Consider the following 16572-nt stretch of genomic DNA (forward strand, 5'->3'; position numbering starts at 1 on the left):
TTTGAAGAACAATAGGTTATGAAATTTAATGTAAAAGCAAATAGTAAAGATTTAAAAATTAACAAAACGATTGTTGCCGTTGCTGCCAAAAAAAACGCGGAAATAGGCGTTGATAAAAAGAAGGATCTAGCCAATAGTACTGTTGAATTTGTTATTAAAAAACCGTACAATTCCAGCGATTTATTCAAACAAATTCGCACCTATTTATCCGCTCAAACTGGCGTTAATTTAATTGATGTGGATAGTTTTGTTAGTGCAGTTGAAGCATCTGATTCTAGCCATGTGGTTCATTGGGTTGTTAATGCCGTTGAATATGCTGAAGTTATCCCCTTTTCTAAAAAAACGAAAAAACCAGAAAAACCCGAATTTGTTTTAAAGTTTAACCCTAAACTAGACAAAGTTGTCAAAGAAGCAGCCGTTGTTGCCAATGCGACCACTTTGGTGCGTGAACTTCAAGATACACCTTCAAACGAATTGTATCCGCAAACTTTTGTGGAGCGTTTTGTTAAAGAATTTAAGGGAATTAAAAACGTTAAAGTCACCGTTTTAGACAAAAAAGAAATTCAAGCCAAAAAAATGGGCATGCTTTTAGGCGTGAACAAGGGATCAGTGCATGAATGCAAATTGTTAGTTGTTCATTACGAAGCTGACAAGAGTTCCAAAGAACGTTTTGCCTACGTTGGTAAAGGCATTTGCTATGATTCTGGGGGAATGAATTTAAAACCAGGAGCATACATGCGGTCGATGAAATATGACATGTCGGGTGCGGCTGTTGTCATGGGGACAGTTTTAGCATTAGCGAAAAACGAAGTGAAAACGAACGTTGTTGCCGTTGCGGCTTTAACTGAAAACTTACTGAGCAACCAGGCACAAAGACCCGATGATATTGTCATTGCTTACAATGGGAAAAGTGTGGAAATCGATAATACCGATGCTGAAGGCCGGTTGGTCTTGGGTGATGCGATTAGTTATGCAGCTAAGGACTTGAAAGCAACCCGGATTTTTGACGTGGCGACTTTAACTGGAGCGATGCTTTATGCTTTAGGAAACACTTATACTGGGGTGTGAGCGACTAACGACAAGCATTGGCAGGAGTTAGAAAGTGCTGCAAGCATCGCAGCTGAAGCAGTGTGACGCTTACCATTGCACCAAGATTATTTGGAAATGTTAAATAGTCAAGTTGCTGATATTGCCAATTCAACATCCCGCCCCGAAGCTGGTTCAAGCCGAGCAGCCATGTTCTTAACCCAATTTTGCGAAGGAGTCGATTTAGTTCACTTAGACATTGCTGCCACTGCTGAAAGTGCTGTCAAAACTGGTGAAGGTGTTATCTTACGCACTTTATACCAACAGGCTAAAGGTACTAAATAGTTTTCTATGGTCTTGCTAATATCTTTAATAATATCCTATTTTATCAAAAGAAGCAAGAAAAGCGACTAAAAGTCGAAAGTTAGCCACTTTTTGTTTTTGTTTGGCTAATTTTCTATGCAAATAGTTTGTTGTTATTTATGCGTATATGTTATACTTAATAACGAAATACGCAACACAAGCAGGAGCACCGGTCTGGTGCTCCTTGTTTCTTGCAAGCGCCTATTTAAAGAGGGTTTAGAGCAAATTTGCAATGATAAATCAAACTGAAATTAAGCCTGCTGTTTTTTTAAAGGCTTTGGAAAGTTTAGCTGTTGAAAAACAAATCACCTCATCTGAAATTGCTACGGTACTAAAAGAATCAATTATTAAAGCCTACACTAAAGATGATCCTGATTACCGCCTTGAGGTTAATATTGATCTAACTAGTGGTAACATTGCACTTTTCCATTTATTAAAAGTTGTTCAACAAGAAACCGAAGACTTTGATGACATTCACGAAATTCTTTTAGAAGATGCGATGAAAATGCCAGCCAATGCTAAATTTGATGATTATGTGAAAAAGGAAATTGCGTTTACATCAATTAGTAAAAACACGGTACGTTACATTTTACAAATTTTTAAACAACGCGTTACCGAATTATCCAATAAAAAAATTATTGAAGAATGAGCACCTAAAGTTGGCCAAGTGATTTTTGCTGAATATGAAAAGCAAGAAGAACGGGGCGGCGGCATCGTTGATTTAGTTACCACTAAAGGGCTTTTAGACCGTCACAATACTTTAAAAGGGGAAGTTTTAAAACCTGGTGAAAAATACTGGTTCGCCATTAAAAGTGTGGCCCACCAATCGCACGGTTGACCGATCATTTTATCACGTACTGATGGGGCAATTTTAAAGCACATGTTGGTGGAAAATATTCCCGAAATTGCCGATGGCACGATCGAAATTAAAAACATTACCAGAATGGCTGGTCAAAAATCCAAGGTTGCCGTGATTTCTAATAATCCTGAATTTGATCCAATTGGGGCCATTGTGGGCAAACAAGGCGAAAAAATTAAAATGATTTCCAAAGTTTTATATGGTGAAATCATTGATATTCTTGTCTGAAGCGAAGATCCGCGGCAAATCGTTGTGAATGCCATTGCTCCCGTTCGGGTGCTAGGGATTAACATTGTCGAAGATAGCGAACGCGAAAAAAGCATGGAAGTAATTGTTGATGATGACTACTTACCAAACGTGATTGGTCGTGCTGGGATTAACGTGAAATTAATTGCCCGGTTAACCGGATGAAACATTGATATTAAATCAGTATCGCAAGCAAATGAAGAAGGTATTGAATATGCTCGGATTGACTTGATCGCTCAAGGTCAAATTAACTCCTTGCACCGCTCGCGAATTACCCGAAAAAAAGAAGGACGTATTGCTTCAGTTAATAGTCAACGCCAAGCATTTCCTACTCGTTCAACTAAGGCCATCTCCTACACAACTAAAGTTGCTAATGTTGACGAAATTGAAGTCGATCTTGATTTACCACCACCTAAAAAACGTTATGAAGAAGTTTATCAGCCTAGCGTTGAGCCTGAAGTTTTCTCTAAAAGCATTCCACCAGTTAACATCGGTGATGATTTACAAGTTAACAACAATGTCGACGTGAACCAAACAGTTATTCAAGATAGCCATGAGCAAACTGAAGCAAAGGCTAATTCCATCACCACTTTAATTGCCGAAATCGACATTGCTAATGAACCGAAACGGGCCATGAAGGAAGTCAAAACGCAAGCACCAAAAGACAAGAAAAAGAAAGATAAAGATGCTAAACCTAAAAAAAGTCAACGTAAGTCACTGGATGATTTTGCGTTACTTGATTTTGATAACCTAGATGCCAAAAATGATTCGTAAAGTGGAAATTAACCATACCTCTAAAAAAAATCACAACGCAAGAATGTGTGCAATTACGCGAAAAATTTTTTTAAAAAAAGATCTAGTTCGGTTATGCAAAGTGAACGCCACTACTATTGTCTATGATCCTAATCAAAATTACTTAGGTCGTGGCTTATATTTTGTTAATTGTCCTAACGCGATTGAAAAATTAAAACAAAAAAAAATTATTTTGAAAGTTTTAAAGGTGCATGTTGATGCCAACTGGTACGAAGAACTTGCTGAGCAAATTAAAAAACAATCATAACTATAAGGAGTGATCAAGATGGCAAAAACCGCAAACAACCGCAAACAACGGAACAAACATATTAGTAAACGAAATGATCAAAGGGATGCGATTTCGTTACAAAGTCATTTTAAAAAAGTGACTACTGGTGTCCAAAATGGGGTTTTTGTCTACACTGGACCCTTATCATTGCATGCTTTTAGTGAAAAAATTAACCAACCAACTGCCGCATTAATCAAACACTTTTTTTTAAAAGGTAAAATTGTTAATTTGAACACAATGTTATCAATTGAACAAATTGGTGAATTGTGTTTGGAGTACAATTTGGATTTTCGGATTGAAACGGAAGTTAATGAAGAAAACATTTTAGATGTGATTAAATTTGACGATGATCCTTCCAAACTGCAACCCCGCCCGCCTATTGTGACCATTATGGGCCATGTTGACCATGGCAAAACGAGTTTGTTAGATGCGATTAGAAAAACCAATGTCGTGCGTGGCGAACGGGGTGGGATCACCCAACACATCGGGGCCTATCAGGCCGGTTTAGATGGGAAATTAATTACGTTTATTGATACTCCCGGTCACGAAGCATTCACTAGCATGCGGGCCCGCGGGGCTGATGTGACCGATATTGTTGTTTTAGTCGTTGCAGCTGATGATGGGATTAAACCGCAAACTGAAGAAGCAATTGACCACGCAAAAAATGCTAAGGTGCCCATCATTGTTTTTATTAATAAAATGGATAAACCTGATGCTAATCCTGACCGGGTTTTACAACAACTTGATAAATACCATTTAGTTCCCGAAGCTTGGGGCGGGGACACGATTATTGTTCAAGGTAGTGCTCATACCAAACAAGGCTTAACCGAATTGTTGCATAGCATCTTATTGTTGGCTGAAATTAATAAATATCAGGCTAACTTTAACTGTCAACCTTATGGGGTAGTAATCGAAGCGAATTTAGCTTCTGGTCTTGGCCCGTTAGCTTCGGTGATTATTAACCGGGGGACTTTAAAAATTGGTGATTATATTGCTTTAGGTGCCGCGTGTGGTCGGGTGCGAACGATGCAGGATGAAAATGGGGTTGACGTGACTGAAGCCACCCCAGGAAAACCGGTTAAAATTTCGGGCTTTGATATCGTTCCTGAAGTAGGTGAAAAGTTTATTAGTTCAACAAACGAAGCTGAAGTAAAAAACATCGCCTTATCTTACAAGCAGAAACAACAACGCCAGAAACACGAGAATTTATCAGCCAGCATTCACCTTAAAGAAAAGGTTGATAATAACGAAATTAAATGCCTAGATTTGATACTAAAAACCGATGCTCAAGGTTCACTAGAAGCACTAAAACAGGCAATTTCTAGTATTGTGGTTGAAGGGGTCTGCACTAATCTAGTCCGTGCGGGAACTGGAGCAATTAGTGAAACTGATGTGAAACTAGCCCAAGTGTCCAAAGCGACCATTTTTGGCTTTAATTTAGCAATTACTAAAACGATTAAGGAAATTGCTGATAATTCGGGTGTAGTCATTCGTTCTTATGATATTATTTACAACATGTTAAACGACATTCGTAATTTATTAAAAGGTAAGTTAGATCCAGTTTATGAAGATGTGGAATTAGGAGAATTGGTTATTAGGCAAATTTGAAAACATAGCAAAACCGGCACAATCGCTGGGTGTTATGTGACTTCTGGCAAGATCAAACGGAATAGTAATTGCCGGATAATTCGTGATGGTACTATTATTTACAAATCAAAAATTAATTCTTTAAAATCTTACAACGAATTTGTTCAGGAATTAGACCATGGTCACGAATGTGGAGTTACTGTGGTTAATTTTAATGATCTTAAAGTTGATGATGTCATTCAGGTTTATGAAACGATCGTTCAGGGACAAGAATAATTTTATGTCATCATATAAAAAAGAACGACTTGAAAACCAAATAACTTACATATTAAATAGTACAATTTTAACCGAGATTGAAAACCCCATTGTGAAACTAGGTCAAGTTACTTATGTGAAATTGTCACCTGATTTTGGTGTTGCTAAGGTTTTTTTGGATTGTTTAGATCGTAAGCAAATTACCAAGGTGGTTAACGCTTTTAAAAAAACAATCAGTGTTTTTAAAACGGCTTTAAGCAAACAATTAACCATTCGCAAAGTGCCCCACTTACATTTTGTTGTTGATATGGCGATTGACAATGCTTTAGCGATCGACGCAATTTTAAACGAGATTAAAAACGAAAATAATTCTTAAGTAGAAAGGTGAAAACGATGAATAATTCTAAGAAACGAACTGGCGTGATTGCACCACCAATTAAACGAACTAGAAATGTTATTACTAACCCGCTGGTTACTTCTTCCAAACCCATACCTACTGCACAAAGTCAAATCTTGCCTGGTACAAAGCAAAATACCGCCCCATTAATTCATCAAACAATGACCGAAGACCAACCAACAAAAAAAGTTGATGAACCCGCTATTAACAAACCTACTGATGACCAAATTTTAAATAACTTTGAACAAAAATTAAATGCTAAAGTTACTACACCTGGTAAACAGAAAAAAGCGAGAAAACCACGAGATAAAAAAAATTTCAAAGAATGAATTTCCACCCGTAAAAAGAAGCGTCTGGAAAGTACGGAACTTTCCAAATTTGCTGTTTTCAACCGTTATGTAACAAATACCCTCAACCAGAAAAAACCCCTGCGTAACGAATGAATCATCATTGGTAGTTTATCGGCTTTAATCATGATTTTTTTTGGAGTAATTATTGGGATCATGCAACGTTTTATTGGGTTAAATGCGTTAAATTATCCCGCTGTTGCTAACGCGAACACTTTAAATAACGTGATGCGGATTGTCGGGATTTTTTGTTTAGTTTTATTAGTTGTACCCTATTTGTATTTATCAGCTGCTTTCTTTTCAGGAATTAACCAGATTCATAAATCAAAAAGCGTTCATTACTTAATTTGGTTCACCTTTATTATTAATTTTTTATTTATGCTAGTTGTTTCGATCTTACTAATTGTTGGTTATCAAGGTTTAGACAGTTTTAATTTGGCAAGAAGTTTCTATTAGTTACTATGAATAATATTATTAATTTTTATAAACCTCGCGGTTTAAGCTCAGCACAAACCACTAACCAAATTAAAAAGATGCTAGGGATTAAAAAAATTGGTTATGCTGGCACGTTAGATCCGGTTGCGTGCGGTGTTTTAATTGTTGGTACCAATGATGCAACCAAAGCCTTGACTAGTTTAACAAATGTTGACAAAACATACGAAGTCAAAATTTTATTTGGGGTGCAAACTAATACATGTGATATTACTGGTGAAGTAACTGAAATTAGTTACCATTATCCCACCGCTACAGCATTAGCCAAACTAATTGAAAAATACCAAAACTATGCATACTTACAAACCCCACCGCAATTTTCAGCGGTTAAAATTAACGGTGTTCGTGCTTATAAAATGGCTCGAAAAAAAATTAATGTTCCGTTACAACCGCGATGAACAAAAATTTATCGTTGCGAACTTTTAGAATTTAAATTACCAGTTATTTCCTTGCGGCTTCATGTTGCTAAAGGTTTTTATGTACGCAGTTTTGTGAATGAATTGGCCGCCCAATTGCAAACAGTGGCAACAATGTTAAGGCTAGTACGAGTACAATGCGGTAATTATTGCCTTAACCAAACTGTTTGCTTTGCTGAGTTAGAAAATCATGACGGGTATTAATCAAAATTATTTAGTTCTTGGTTTTTTTGACGGCATTCACCTTGGCCATCAGCAACTTTTTGCGTGCCAACCACATCGTTTTGAAATTTTAACTTTTAAAAATATTCCTAATAAAACAAGCAACTTTCTTTATTGCTTTGAAGACCGGTTAGAGCAATTGGAAGCCATGCGACCTGTTAAGATTCACTGTATGGATTTAGTTGAAAACAACATGACTGGTCTTGAATTTATTCAAAAAAAATTACTACTTATGAATCCGGTTGGCATTATCGCTGGCAATGATTTTCGTTTTGGTAGTGACAGTTGTTCGATCGTTATTTTGCAACAATTTTTTCCAAAATCCGTTTTTTTTCAACGCACGCCTGTTGCTTCCAAAGTTATTAAGCAATTGATAATTAACGGTGATCTTAATGAGGCAAATAACCTCTTGGTTGAACCATATTATCGCACCGGCATCGTGCGTGAAGGTTCAAAACAGGGCCGGTATCTTGGTTTTCCAACAGCTAATATGGAAATCCAACCATTTTTAGTACCAATGGCTTTTGGTTCTTACATCACCACTACATTATATGAAAATCAAATTTATCCTAGTGTCAGTTTTATTGGTGCTAGCAAAACTTTAAACCATTTGGCACCAGTTATCGAAACGCATTTAATTAACTTTAATGAAAATCTATATGGTAAGTCTTTAAAAGTACGTTTTCACCAATACTTACGCTTGCCAGAAAAGTTTGACGATTTAACCGCACTAAAAACAATGATTGCTCAAGATGTCAAAAATGCAACCAAATGGTATGAGAACAATTTTAAAAACTTGTCTGTGTAATCAGAATGATATTTGTTTCAATTAACTTTGATCATTAATTAAGCAAACAAGTTTTGAAAATTTTAAGCAAAATATTTTGAATTAAAATAATATGATTAACCTAGCAAGATAAAAATTAAACCTTTTTCAACATGAAAATCTTTGATACTTTTTCCCAACAAAAACATTTGTTAACTGAACAAACAATCAGCATTTATTTGTGTGGTCCTACAGTTTATAACCACGTTCATTTAGGAAACATTCGGCCCCTGATTACTTTTGATGTTTTTCACCGGATTTTACGATTTAAAAAAATTCCGGTTAATATCGTTCATAACATCACTGATATTGATGACAAAATTATTAAACAAGCGGTTTTGGAACATGCTTCGGAGTTAGTTTTAGCAAACCAATACACCATAGCGTATTTTCAAATCATGGACCAGATGAATGTGATTAGAATGCATCATCCTAGGGTCTCAGAAAACATTTCTGGAATTATTGCATACATTGAGAAACTAATTGCCAATCAAGCCGCTTACGTTGTTAATGGTGATGTTTATTTTCGTGTAGATTGTGTGAAAAGTTACGGTTCATTATCGAAAAATCATCCGCATGATTTACGGATTGGCGAAAGGATTGAAATTGATACTAAAAAAATTAATCCTTTGGATTTTGTCTTGTGAAAACAAACTACAGAAGGATTAAAATGACCAAGTCCGTGATCGCTAGGTCGACCGGGCTGACACACCGAATGTGCTTATTTGATTTGAAACCATTTTGGAAAACAAATTACAATTCATGGCGGGGGGATTGATTTACTTTTCCCCCATCACGAAAACGAATTAAGCCAGCATTTAAGTCTTACCAACCATCCGATTAGTAAGTATTGAATGCATATTGGTCAGTTAACCATTAATCAGCAAAAAATGTCCAAATCATTAGGTAATTTTATTTATGTTAAACAACTTTTAGAAACTTATGATTTTCGCGTTTTGCGGTGGTTTTTTTACCAATCCCATTACCGTTCACCAATTAATTTTTCTAATGCTGTTTTACAAAACGCGATTAAAGATATTGAAAAAATCACCTTAAGTTTAAATAAAGCAAAAACCATGCTAGTATTGAATCACCATTCACTTCCAAGCACGTTTGCAGTTAATCCTGATTTTCTTCAAGCGTTAGAAGATGATTTAAATTTTGCCAATGCTACCAAAATAATTTGGGATTTAGTTAGGAAACTAAATGAATGGATTAACAAAAAGGATTTTAAGCAATTAACTACGATTTGTAGTGAATTATTATGGTGTTTAGATTTATATGGAATTTTACCTGAAAACATTCACACCCAAACTAACATTGATCTGATTCGCCAATGAGGTCGCAAAGTTTTAAACAAAGAATTTAAAGAGGCAGATGCAATTCGGGCCCGCTTACAAACTAAAAAACTACTTTAAGGGTGCAATTTTGAGCCATTTTAACCATAATAAATCTTCTAAAAATCTTAGTTACCTAATTGGCCGTAAAAGTGTTCTTGATGGATTTTATAATCTCTTGCCGATCAAAAAAGTGATGTTGTTCAAACCGGATAATTTGATCATTAATTTAGCTAAACAAAATCATGTTGTCGTTGAAATGCATTCATTGAAATGATTTGCCACGCAATTTCATAAAAACTTTAACCACCAAGGCGTCGTTGCTTTAGTTGATGCTGATCATCTTTTTATTCCGGTTGAGACTTTATTAGCCAAAACTAAAGCCAAACCGAAAAGTTTAATTGTTGTGTTAGACAAAATTATGGATCCAGGTAATTTTGGAGCCATCTTGAGAACTTGCTTAGCAGCCAATGTTGATGGGGTAATTTTTAAGACCGAAAACCAATCACCTGTAAATAACACTGTAATTAAAACAAGTTTAGGAGCAGTTTTTTCGTTAAATATTGTCAATGTCGCAAACTTACGTTATGCCATTGATAAATTTAAGAAAAACGGCTTTTGGAGTATTGTTAGTTCTTTAGATCGCGATGCTGTTGATTACACTAAACTTGATATTGACAAGGTTTTATTAATAATTGGTAATGAAGACGCTGGCGTTAGCTCCCTTTTAACCAAAGAAGCTGATTTTAAAACCCAAATTCCGATGAATGTCAAAATGCAGTCATTAAATGTATCAGTCGCTGCTGGAATATTAATTTACGCTATTCAAAAACAACACAAAATCTTCTAAAAGGAAATAAAACAATCATGATTTTGAAATTTAAACCAGCACTTTTAAATCACGTGTGGGGCGGCAATAAATTAAAAGAAATTTTTCAAGATCATTTAGATGATATTAATCCTGTCGGTGAAGCTTGGGTTTTAAGTGCTTTTGAAAATTTAAAACAAGCTAGTAAGTGTATTAGTTTAGGAAGATATTACAACCTTACTTTACACGAAATTTATTCAAATAATCCCGAATTATTTGCAAATTCATTGCAACCATATCCTCATTTAATTAAATTTATTGATGCTTACCATGATTTAAGCGTTCAGGTTCATCCCGATGATGAATTTGCCAAAAAACACCACAGCAGTTTGGGCAAGAATGAAGCATGATACGTTTTAAGTGATGCATTTAATCAATCGATTGTTTACGGACATAATGCGACATCAAAGCAGCAACTTCAAACTCAAATTAATTTAAAACAGTGAAACAAATTATTAAATAGCCAATCAATTAAAAAGGATGATTTCATTTATGTTCCTACCGGAACAATTCATGCTTTAAAACAAGGTAATTTTGTTTGCGAAATCCAGCAAGCTAGCGATATTACTTATCGTATCTATGATTATGATCGGTTCGGTTTAGACGGTAAATATAGACAGTTACATACTGATTTGGCTTTACAAGTGATTAGTGTTCCGCAAAACTATTATGAACAGCAAAAACTTGCAAATTGTCATGATCAATACTTAATTGATAATCAATATTTTAAAGTAATAAAAATTGATACAAAAAACGCAACATTTTTCGCAATTGATCAGAACAAGTGATACGAAATTGTTGTTGTTTCTGGAACAGGAAAAATTAATCAAATTGATTTTAAATTTGGTGATGCAGCAATCGTTACTTCTAATTCCAACAATTTAACACTAACAGGTAATTTACAATTTTTGATTATCGTTAATTAACTATTTTGTAAGTTGATCTTTATCAGATTTATCTACTTATAATAATTCTGAATTATGGTCAATACATGCAGTTTATTTAATCACTAGTAAATGCTTTTTTGATTTTTTTCAATTTAAAACTTATTAGCCCTTCTTGTTATAAAGTAATTAACTTATTTTTGCAGCGATAAATGATTTTTGGTATGCATTGACAAAATCCATTTGTGTTTTTACGATTTAACATGATAACTAAAATATGTTAGATTAAAATCATTTCGTGCAACTTTTTGATGCTATTTCAACTTTACTAAATTTGTTTAATTAATGGTTTAACCTTTCATCTTTTTTACGAATAGATGCAGTTAAAATATTAATTATAAAAATTTTTAATGTTCGATAGATAAAAAAATCGTCTAGTAATATCGATAATTTTGACCCAAGTAATAAGTATCGTTATTTATTTTTTATTCTCAATTTCTAATTTATTCTCTTGGTTTATTGGTTAATAATTTTAAAAGTTAAAACCTGACAAAATCATTAGTCTAATAAATATTGTGATTGAAATGTTTTAAGTTTTATTACAAAGATAGTTATTTTTATTCAAGCCAGTAAGTTATTGATTTAATTGATACATTAAGTATTAATTTGGTGTGAATCGATATTTTTGTTCGATATTCCCTTAGTTAATTTTTAATTTTTTTCACCAAATTTTTATCTACATAAAAAGATACATTTTATTTAATGTTTTGTTTTTATTCAAGATCACTATAAACATAGATATTATTAGTATTTCTAGTTTTTTAAAGCAATTGATTTAAATTGTATCCAGAATTTAATTAAGAAATACAAATTTATAAATCTGGAGTATTTGTGCTTAATTATGTTTAAGGACTTAGTAATAAAAAGCATCGAAATGATCTTTTATTTATAATTTTTATAAATTAGAAATTAATAATGTATACTATTAATCAATCAACAATATCTAAATTTTAGGAGATAACATTAATGACGAAATTAAAACTAAAAAAGAAAATTTTATTTACAGGACTAGCTTTTGCGATTCCATTAGTTGCTGGAGTAAGTTCTGCATGTAGTACAACTACTAATAATCGTAATAGAACAACTCCATCTGGAGACACCTCAGGAACTAAAAATAGATCAGAAATAGAAAAAACATTGCCAGCGGCTCCGCATGACGATCACGATCATGACCACGAGCACGACCACAATCACGATCATGACCACCACGACCATAACAAAAAACCAACAACTACAAAGCCGACAGTAACCGCTACTCATGATGACCATGATCACGACCACCACGATCATGACCACCACGATCATAGTGAAAAACCAACAACTACAAAGCCGCCAGTAACTGCTACTCATGATGACCATGATCACGACCACAGCCACAAACACGACCACAACCACAATGACGGGACCGGTTGACACCACCACTTTCTACCTTAACGTGAAGTTAACCTATTACAATTATTAGTAACTATAAATGAATATTAAGTATTGCAACGTTAACTAATATCAATTAGCAAATAGAATACTGTACTAAACATTAACAAAAAAACAAAAATTTACACCTCGATTAATAGTGATTAGTGATTATGAAAATGGTCGGTTAAATATTTAAATTTATTTTAAAAGCTCATGTCAATATATTCGAGTATTATGCTATAAAACAATTAATCAAACAAGGTGCATATCTCGAAAAAAGATCATGATTAAATGATAATAAAATTGAAAATTCTACACATTCGTTACTTAGAAGTAGTGTTAAGTTTAGCATCGTGATGATAGAAAATTCGCGAGAATAGTAATTTAATGAATCAATTAAAAGTTATTAAAAAAGAAATTCATGATAAATGGCATATTAAGAAAATATGGATAATTAAATAAATATTTTTCTGGCCGCAAAAAATAGTATGAAGCCCTAATAAAGGCTTAAAAATAGAAATTCTGTAAACCAAAATTCAATAAAAAGCAGAGTTTACCTGTCTTTTGTACATTTATTTTTTAAAAACACTTTAAAAATAAGTATTATAACCATATTGGAAACTCGAACTTTTTGGGTAGAAAATGCAGCAACGTTAGCAATATACTAGCATTAATTTCACTAAACGTTTTTAATTAAAAAAATCCAGTATTTTTTTTCTTTATAAACTCAACATTTAATTTTAAAATTTAATAAACTAGCAATGTTAAGCTGGTTTATTTTTTTTAAGTGTCATTTTTGAAAATATTACTAAAAAACGAAACTTAAAGGATTCAAAAATGCACGAACTTTTAAGTTATAGCAAATACTAATTTGAGAAAGTCTTTTATGTTTATTAGAATAATGGATATATAGTATTGCTAGTAATCGCGATAAGAAAGTTAATTAAAAAAACCATTCTTTTAAATATTAAATCCTTTATTAAATTTTTGAAAGATTACATCATTTTCGTTACATATCTGCTTTTCTAGTCATTAATAACATGGTTGAATCGTTATTATATGGATACCTTAAATAACTTACACGAAATAACATATATGCGTTTGTTCAATTTAAAAAACGTTACTTATCAATGTAGAAAACTATTTTTTTGAGGCATTGTTAAAAATAGATGATTTTAAGTTACAAAAATTTTATTTTTAACTAAAAAATACCTCTGATCATCATAACTCATTTTTTAAGCATATTACTTGCAAAACATATTATAAAAGCAATAATTTACCCTTATAAAATGAGTAATTTTTGACATATTAAAAGGATATATTGATCAAATGAAAAAATCTAAGATACGGTTAATTTCAATTTTAGGCGGCATTATTCCAGTAGTTGGGTTAATAACTACTTCGTGTGCTCAAATCAAGGATAATAAACGCGTTTTGAATCAGCAACAATTTAATAACTATAACTACCACGCCCGGGAAGCAATTGATCAAAACGCCAACAATACATATTTAAAATTAAAAGATATAATTCAAAAACATCCTGGATCATTAACTATTTTTTCTGAAATTGATCACCGTCAAAACGCAATTCAGGCTGGTTTAGAAGGAAATGCAATTCCAAAATTTAATAAAGTAATTATCTTTGGAAATGGGGGGACTGGCACGAATCTAATGGTTAAATCGCCAGGCTTAGGTTTGGAATTACCATTACGAATTCAGGTTTTTGAAGATGGGGGCAAAACTTGAGTGTCTACTAATGCGACCGTGGGCACTTTAACTAATCATGGCCAAAATGATGAAGCACTAGCAAACAGATTTGTTGACGTAGTTCAAAAAATAATTGACCAGATCGCAAAACCATTAAATAATCCTGAAAATTCTACCCCAGTTGCAAACGATAAATACGAACGCAAACCTGCTGAAGTAACAATACAGGAAAATGGTACGGCTGAAAATACTGCTAGTCAAACTTTTGAAAAATTTAAAAAACAAATTTTAGCCAATGCTAAGATTGAACCAAAAGATGAAAAAACACCAAATTTTGGTCGAAATTTAAAGGAAGGTGCTGGTATTTTTGCTGTTATTGATCATCGTCAAAACGCAATTGATGGGAAATTTAAAGATCAAAGCACTAAATTTAATAACTTTAATAAAGTTTTGATTTTTGGTAACGCCAAAGTGGGCACTAATTTAATTAATGCCCAACCAAATATAGGTTTAGAACTTCCGCTTAGGCTCCACGTTTACGTGCAAAATAACAAAGTTTTTGTTAATACAAATGCAATTGAATCAGTATTAACAAAATATGGACCTCAAACTGAACAAAGAAAATCCTTAGCCAATACCTTAATAAATGCAGTGAAGAAGAATTTTTTTGACAAGATTTAGTATTAATTAAATTTTTGAAATATTTTTAATAAATTTTAATTAAATCAGGATCGTTTAAAAAACGCCCAGTAATGGATTTTTTTTCGTGATCAGTCGTCGGATCTTTTTCAATATTGATTCATTCTTTTTTACCATGTGGTTTCTTTCTTTGAAGTGCTGTTGTTTTTGCCACAAACCCTAATGTATCACGCGTTACTGCTTGGTAGGTTGATGCGCCAACACCAAAAACAATATTACTTGATGCGTATTTTTGTTTTTGTAAATTTTCTAAAATCATTTTTGTTCGCTCATAAGTGATTGCATCACCATAAATAATGCCAACTTTTGGATTTAGAACTTTGTATTTTTTTGAGTTTCATGTGTTTCCAAAATGGTGATCTAAATAGTGAATCACACCCCAAGTTTTTTTGTTATTTCAAGAAAAGTTTTTGCTACCACAAATAATTTCTATAGGATCACCACTATCGGGTCGGATTACAAGACGACCATCACGCTTGATAATTTTATCTTTAAGTTTGGGCAAATATTCATCCATAACTTTTCATAAATCTCACGAATCGCTAACTAACGATAAAATCCCTTTTGGAAATTTGTTGATTAACCGCTCGTATGTTTTAAATTCATTTTCTTTGCCATCAGCACACATGACCGAATGCTCTGATGCTAGCACTGATTGGGCATTATTACCGCCAATAATTGTGTCGCTACCGTTGAAGTAATGCAAGTGAGCGTTGGCACTATAAATGGCACTAGTTATTGAACTCATGCCACGCATGCTAAAGTCATGACACTGGTATTTAATGAATGCTGAATCATCACATGTTTTGTTAGCCATATCTTTAACTAAAAAATAATAATCGCGAGCAATTGTTAACGATGTGGTAAATTGCCAAATATTTTCTAAAATAATTGTTTCAAAATAATTAATTAATCAAACAGTTGATACATCAATATTATTACGACCAGTAATGGTAATTAGTGGTTTTCCAAATGGTGTTGATTCATCGCTTTTTCGGACACTTACTGTGATTGGTAAACGATTGTTTTGAAAAATATATTGACCAATTTTTTTTAAGCAGTTAATAAAATTTTCCGAAAATTCTTTAAAGCCAAAAACGGTAGTAATTTTCTCTAATAACAGTTTGGTAATCGGATCATTTTTTTTTGTTTCTTTGCTTAATTCTTTTACTGAATTTGCAAATTTATCTAGAATATATAAAATAATTTTTTTACCGAATTTATGATTCCAAGCGATTGTTTGGAATTTGGTTGTTTTTTTTCGAGCATAAAACACCGAGTAAAGGTTGGTAGTATCATCAGGGTACATTAAACGGTGTGAAAGTTTGTATGCGTCGCAAGGCAAAATCGCTAAAACGTGTGGGTTGATTTCCCAAGGCATTTCGACATCAATTTTTTTCATAATTAGACCAATTAATTTTCGTAATATGAGTTAGTTATTTTTTATCATGTATTCAAGTTTTTACAACATCTTAAGTTTATTATAA

The 16572-nt window shown here is 33.2% G+C and carries 14 protein-coding genes; 13 read left to right on the forward strand and 1 reads right to left on the reverse strand.

The window, feature by feature from the left end:
• Positions 1-18 precede the first annotated feature (18 nt).
• The 13 genes from ABDB96_RS02600 to ABDB96_RS02660 all read left to right on the forward strand — a co-directional run bounded on the left by ABDB96_RS02600 (position 19) and on the right by ABDB96_RS02660 (position 15067).
• Positions 19-1371 (forward strand): leucyl aminopeptidase, encoded by a 1353-nt coding sequence (locus tag ABDB96_RS02600; protein ID WP_343251236.1) that lies wholly within the window; start codon positions 19-21, stop codon positions 1369-1371.
• Positions 1372-1621: 250 nt separating this feature from the next.
• Positions 1622-3268: a transcription termination factor NusA gene (gene nusA / locus ABDB96_RS02605; RefSeq protein WP_343251237.1), complete on the forward strand. Its 1647-nt coding sequence runs from the start codon at positions 1622-1624 to the stop codon at positions 3266-3268.
• Positions 3258-3554 (forward strand): DUF448 domain-containing protein, encoded by a 297-nt coding sequence (locus ABDB96_RS02610; protein WP_343251238.1) that lies wholly within the window; start codon positions 3258-3260, stop codon positions 3552-3554. The genes nusA and ABDB96_RS02610 overlap by 11 nt, the downstream gene beginning before the upstream one ends.
• An 18-nt stretch (positions 3555-3572) precedes the next feature.
• On the forward strand, positions 3573-5438 hold the full coding sequence (gene infB, locus ABDB96_RS02615; RefSeq protein ID WP_343251239.1) for a translation initiation factor IF-2: 1866 nt from the start codon (positions 3573-3575) through the stop codon (positions 5436-5438).
• 4 nt (positions 5439-5442) lie between these two features.
• Positions 5443-5793, forward strand: coding sequence for a 30S ribosome-binding factor RbfA (gene rbfA, locus ABDB96_RS02620; RefSeq protein ID WP_343251240.1), 351 nt, complete (start codon positions 5443-5445; stop codon positions 5791-5793).
• Positions 5794-5810: 17 nt separating this feature from the next.
• The gene (locus ABDB96_RS02625; protein WP_343251241.1) at positions 5811-6617 is read left to right on the forward strand and encodes an MPN157 family protein; all 807 of its coding nucleotides are present in this window, start codon (positions 5811-5813) and stop codon (positions 6615-6617) included.
• A 5-nt stretch (positions 6618-6622) separates the two neighbouring features.
• Positions 6623-7273: a tRNA pseudouridine(55) synthase TruB gene (gene truB, locus ABDB96_RS02630; protein WP_343251242.1), complete on the forward strand. Its 651-nt coding sequence runs from the start codon at positions 6623-6625 to the stop codon at positions 7271-7273.
• Entirely contained in the window at positions 7260-8099 is an 840-nt protein-coding gene (gene ribF / locus ABDB96_RS02635; protein WP_343251243.1) for a riboflavin biosynthesis protein RibF, read from the forward strand. The genes truB and ribF overlap by 14 nt, the downstream gene beginning before the upstream one ends.
• 131 nt (positions 8100-8230) lie before the next feature.
• A complete protein-coding gene (gene cysS / locus ABDB96_RS02640) occupies positions 8231-9535 on the forward strand; it encodes a cysteine--tRNA ligase (protein ID WP_343251244.1) in 1305 nt (434 codons plus the stop codon).
• Positions 9495-10304, forward strand: a complete 810-nt coding sequence (rlmB, locus tag ABDB96_RS02645) for a 23S rRNA (guanosine(2251)-2'-O)-methyltransferase RlmB (RefSeq protein ID WP_343251245.1) — start codon at positions 9495-9497, stop codon at positions 10302-10304. The genes cysS and rlmB overlap by 41 nt, the downstream gene beginning before the upstream one ends.
• Before the next feature lie 17 nt (positions 10305-10321).
• Entirely contained in the window at positions 10322-11248 is a 927-nt protein-coding gene (locus ABDB96_RS02650) for a type I phosphomannose isomerase catalytic subunit (RefSeq protein ID WP_343251246.1), read from the forward strand.
• A gap of 984 nt (positions 11249-12232) precedes the next feature.
• On the forward strand, positions 12233-12700 hold the full coding sequence (locus ABDB96_RS02655) for a hypothetical protein (protein WP_343251247.1): 468 nt from the start codon (positions 12233-12235) through the stop codon (positions 12698-12700).
• 1308 nt (positions 12701-14008) lie between these two features.
• Positions 14009-15067, forward strand: coding sequence for a DUF302 domain-containing protein (locus tag ABDB96_RS02660; protein WP_343251248.1), 1059 nt, complete (start codon positions 14009-14011; stop codon positions 15065-15067).
• Between the two features lie 25 nt (positions 15068-15092).
• Here ABDB96_RS02660 and ABDB96_RS02665 read toward each other — a convergent pair whose 3' ends face one another.
• Entirely contained in the window at positions 15093-16487 is a 1395-nt protein-coding gene (locus tag ABDB96_RS02665) for a nicotinate phosphoribosyltransferase (RefSeq protein WP_343251249.1), read from the reverse strand.
• Between the last annotated feature and the right edge of the window lie 85 nt (positions 16488-16572).

This window comes from Mycoplasma amphoriforme A39 (assembly GCA_000723365.1).
GTDB classification, from domain to species: domain Bacteria; phylum Bacillota_I; class Bacilli_A; order Mycoplasmatales; family Mycoplasmoidaceae; genus Mycoplasmoides; species Mycoplasmoides amphoriforme.